Below are 4,425 nucleotides of genomic sequence, written 5' to 3' on the forward strand. Positions count from 1 at the left end.
GTTCCGGTCTTCTGCACCGCAAGGCGGATGCTATCCGCGGCGCGGCCGCTTGCGACCTGTGTCAGCGCCAGCGTCACCGCGAGCGCCAATGTTCGACCAAGTGCTCTCATCACCTTGTGAGCCGTTTCCTCGAAGGGAGTGCTTTTCAGGACAATACGCATAGCATAGCTTTCGTCGCAACCAGCGGGAGGACGCTCATGAATCTGGCGGGACAGCTACGACCGATTGTCGCCGCATTGGCGGTGCTGGTGGCGGCCGTGTCCACGGCGCGCGCCGAGGAGGCCAACGACTATCCGACGTCGGCGCGTGCGGAGTACGTCTATGGCTGCATGAAGGCCAATGGCGAGACACGGGCCGCGATCGAGCAATGTTCCTGCTCGATCGACGTGGTTGCCTCGATCGTCACCTATGAGCGCTACGTCACCGCCGAGACCGCGCTCAGCATGTCCCAGGTCCGCGGCAATCTCGGCGTCCAGTTTCGCACCTCGGAGCAGGCGAATTCGGCGGTGAATGATTTGAGGCGGGCGCAGGCCGAGGCCGAGGTGAGGTGTTTCTGATTTAGCGCCGCATAGACGGTGCAATCCCTTCTCCCCTTGTGGGAGAAGGTGGCGAAGGCGGCCTTCGGCCGCCGTTCTTGAGAACACCGATGCTTCGCATCGGCTATGGCGCCGGATGAGAGGTATCTCTCCTCACGCTCAGTCGTTTGAGAGTGTCGCTCGCGGAAGCATACCCCTCACCCGTCTCGCCGCTACGCGGCGATCCACCCTCTCCCACAAGGGGAGAGGGTAAGTCAGCGCAAGCCTCGCGACTACGTCCCCGGCTTCTCCACGTCCCACTCATTGCGGAACACGTGCCCATCCGTGTCCTTGGCTTCCGCGCGGAAGCGCTTGGCGCCGTTCGACACGTAGATGAAGCGCAGATTGGGATCTTCGGAGATCGAGATGCCGCCTTCCATCGACAGAACGGGGCTGTCGTCCTGCGTCAGCTTCAACTGGTTGACGAAGAAGGCGGGAATATAGAGCTGCGTGACCTGATCCATTTGCAGGCCGGAATTGTTGGGATGGCCGATCATGATCTGCGCCTCGCGGACGCGGCTCGCCGGCGCGTCCTCGCGCGCGAATTGCCGGTAGCGCATCTGCCCAAGCCGGTTCTTCGCTTCCTCGACATTCTTTCCAGCCGGCGCGGAGCAGCCGCCGGAGGCCTTCACATAGGTCTTCGACACGTAGAGCTGGCCGTCGCTGAGCTCGGCCACCGCGTGGACGTCGGTGTAGTTGTTGACCCGCACGCGCGTGGAGATCTCGCTGACATTGGCATCCGGCCCGAGCTCGAACTTCGCCGCCATCGGCGCCGGGTTGCGGTCGATGACCAGCGTGATCGAACGGATGCGGCGGGCATCGCCCGGCGAGAGCTTGCTGCGCAGGGTCACCGGCACGATGGCCGCATCCTCGGCGCGATACGGCATCTCGATGCCGATCACGTCGGCGCCGTCGCTCATGGGACGGTTGCTGAAAATGTCCTGCACCAGACCCGGCCAGGGATCGTAGGCCTCCTCGGCATTCGTCGGCACAGCGAAGGCGAGGAGCAGGGCGATCAGGGGCAGGCGGCGTATGCATCCCGTCATGGTCATGGTCCCGTGCGGACGAAGCAGTCAGGGTCCGCGAAGCTGATCCTGGCATAGCGTAGCGCGCCCGCTACTCCCATTCAATTTCCGAAAATGCTGCGGTTGCGTTGCGGGCGTTGTAGTCGTCGAACAGCTGCCAGTGCGTCCGTTCCGATTCAGCTGCCTTGTCCGCGGCGGTTCGGATCGACGCGCCCTTCTTGTTGAGTGTGCGGACGTCGGACAGCATCGTCGTGAGATAACGTCGTTCATCGGCGAGCGCCGCAGGCCAATCGCTCACGGGGCCGTGACCGGGAACGACGCGGGTTGCCGGAACCGTTTCAAGCTCCTTGAGCAGGGCAAGCCAGCCGCGAATGCTGCCGTCCATGACCGGAATGTGGCGGAGAAAGACGAGGTCGCCCGTGAACAGCGTTTTGGTCGTCTCGTCGAACACCGTCAGATCGCTGTCGCTGTGCGCGGCGGGCCAGGCCCGCAAGGTCAGGCGGCGCGATCCAAGATCGAGCGTCATCGTGTCCGACACGAGCAGGGTGGGCGGTACGATCTTCACGGGATCGATTAGCTCGCCGCCCATGATGCGTCTGAAATTGTCGAGATAGTAGGGCCCGCGCGTTGCCAGGGCCTGCGGCAGCTTGCTGTTGCCAACGAAGCTGGTTCCTTCCGCAAGGAAGGCCGCATTGCCGAAGACATGGTCGGGATGGCCGTGGGTGTTGATGATGTAGCGGATCGGCTTCTCGGTGCGAGCCCGCACGGCCGCCAGCAGCGCCTCGCCTTCGCGGAGGCTGCCGCCGGTGTCGATCACGGCAACCGCATCAGCGCCTACGATGAAGCCGACATTGGCGATGTCGCCCTCGTTCTCGCGCGTCATCAGGGCGATGGTCCCGGAGTGTACGAAGATTCCCGGCGCGACTTCGCTTACAGGCAATTCGGCTGCTTCCGTGCGTGCTAGCGTCGCTATCCCGAGCAGGGTCAGGGCGGCGATCCTTGAAGCGATGTGAGACACTTTTCCGCCTCAGTTCAAAGGGTTTGCTGCATTGCACTGTAACAAAGGGAAGCCAGCACAAAGTTTGGCAAAACATGGCGCGTCATGCGTTGCATGGATAACATTCAAACAAAACGAGGAGGAAGCGCGATGACGGAGGCCGGACGACATCGTCGCTGGTTGTTCTTGCTGTGGGGTCTGGTTGCGTCCTGTGCGCTGGGCGACGTCGCCATGGCGCAGACCAGCGAGACCGGAGACCTCTCGTTCGAGCTGGTCGACCCAAAGGTGCTGCGGGTCTGCGCCGATCCGCGCAATCTGCCGTTCTCAAACGAGAAGGGCGAGGGGTTCGAGAACAAGCTCGCCGAGCTGTTCGCCGACAAGCTCGGGAAGAAGCTCGACTACGTCTTCTTCCCGCAGGCCACAGGCTTCGTGCGGATGACGCTGGGCGCGCATCGCTGCGACGTCATCATGGGCTTCCCGCAAGGCGACGACCTCGTGCAGGGCACCAATCCCTACTACCGCACGACCTATGCGCTGGTCGCAAAGGCCGGCAGCGGGCTCGAGGACGTCGACACGCTTGAGGACCCGAAGTTGAAGGGCAAGCATGTCGGCATCGTCGCCGGCACGCCGCCTGCGACCAACATGGCGATCGCCGGCCTGATGGGCGACGCAAAACCCTATCCGCTGATGATCGATACGCGCTTCGACAATTCCGCGCAGGCGATGATCGATGACCTCTCGGCCGGCAAGATCGACGCCGGCGTGCTGTGGGGACCGATGGCTGGCTTCTATGCCAAGAAGGCCGGCTCGCTCCACGTCACGCCGCTGGTGAAGGAAACCACCGGTCCGAAGCTGGTCTATCGCATCGGCATGGGCGTGCGTCCCGCCGACCAGAACTGGAAGCGGCAGCTCAACAAGCTGATCCAGGAGAACCAGGGCGAGATCAACAAGATCCTGCTCGACTTCGGCGTTCCCTTGCTGGACGAGAGCGACCGGCCACTCGGCGCGGAGACGGCCAAGAAGGCGCCATGAGGCGGCGCGTTGCCGCTGCGCTGGTCGCCGCCGTCCTGGCGGCGCCGGCATGGGCGCAGCAGCAGGAGCCGTTCGAGCCCGCGGGCTATCGCACCGACAATTACCGCGCGCCGGTGCCGGCGACGCTTGCCGGCGCGCGCGTGCTCACCACAGCCGAAGCCGAGGCGATCTGGCGCGCGAAGAGCGGCGCGTTCATCGACGTGATGCCGCGCGCGCCGAAGCCGAAGAATCTTCCCGAAGGCACCGTCTGGCGCGATGCGCCGCGCAGAAACATTTCCGGCAGCCTGTGGCTGCCGGATACCGGCTACGGGAATTTGCCGCCAGCCATGGACGATTATTTGCGGCGCGGCCTCGCGCAAGCGTCGCGCGGCGACAAGGCCGCGCTGCTCGTGATCTATTGCCTGGCCGAYTGCTGGATGTCCTGGAACGCCGCCAAGCGTGCATTGGCGTACGGCTATTCCAACATCGCCTGGTATCCCTATGGCACCGACGGCTGGGAGCGTGCGGCATTGCCGACCGAAGAGGCGCAGCCGCAGCCGCGCCCGGATCAATGAAGGTGTTCTCCCTCGCCCCTCTTGCGGGCGCGACGAGCTTCGCTCGCGCTGAGAGGGTTGGGGTGAGGGGGAGGCTCCGCGGGAGTGGTGTCAGAGAGAGACACTTTGCCTCCTCCTCGTCATCGCGAGCGGAGCGAAGCAATCCAGAATGTTTCCGCGGAGGAACTCTGGATTGCTTCGCTCCGCTCGCAATGACGATGTGGGTAGAGCGTTGCGCGAACGTCGACTGGACGGACTCGCGG

At 64.0% G+C, this 4,425-nt stretch carries 5 protein-coding genes; 3 read left to right on the plus strand and 2 right to left on the minus strand.

Features of this window, described 5'->3' with window-relative positions; all coding sequences use genetic code 11:
* The first annotated feature begins 197 nt into the window (after window positions 1-197).
* Window positions 198-557, plus strand: a complete 360-nt coding sequence (locus AC1D00_RS28780; protein ID WP_167771181.1) for a hypothetical protein — start codon at window positions 198-200, stop codon at window positions 555-557.
* A gap of 251 nt (window positions 558-808) precedes the next feature.
* On the opposite strand, the gene AC1D00_RS28785 is transcribed toward AC1D00_RS28780, so the two are convergent.
* Together AC1D00_RS28785 and AC1D00_RS28790 are read right to left on the minus strand one after the other, a co-directional pair.
* Entirely contained in the window at window positions 809-1,621 is an 813-nt protein-coding gene (locus AC1D00_RS28785; protein ID WP_477012993.1) for a quinoprotein dehydrogenase-associated SoxYZ-like carrier, read from the minus strand.
* Between the two features lie 70 nt (window positions 1,622-1,691).
* Window positions 1,692-2,618: a quinoprotein relay system zinc metallohydrolase 2 gene (locus AC1D00_RS28790; protein WP_477012994.1), complete on the minus strand. Its 927-nt coding sequence runs from the start codon at window positions 2,616-2,618 to the stop codon at window positions 1,692-1,694.
* A 129-nt stretch (window positions 2,619-2,747) separates the two neighbouring features.
* Between AC1D00_RS28790 and AC1D00_RS28795 the strand changes: the two genes are divergently transcribed.
* Window positions 2,748-3,629: a substrate-binding domain-containing protein gene (locus AC1D00_RS28795; RefSeq protein ID WP_477012995.1), complete on the plus strand. Its 882-nt coding sequence runs from the start codon at window positions 2,748-2,750 to the stop codon at window positions 3,627-3,629.
* Window positions 3,626-4,183 (plus strand): PQQ-dependent catabolism-associated CXXCW motif protein, encoded by a 558-nt coding sequence (locus AC1D00_RS28800; protein WP_477012996.1) that lies wholly within the window; start codon window positions 3,626-3,628, stop codon window positions 4,181-4,183. The genes AC1D00_RS28795 and AC1D00_RS28800 overlap by 4 nt, the downstream gene beginning before the upstream one ends.
* Window positions 4,184-4,425 lie beyond the last annotated feature (242 nt).

Source organism: Bradyrhizobium sp. P2_E8 (assembly GCF_056403875.1).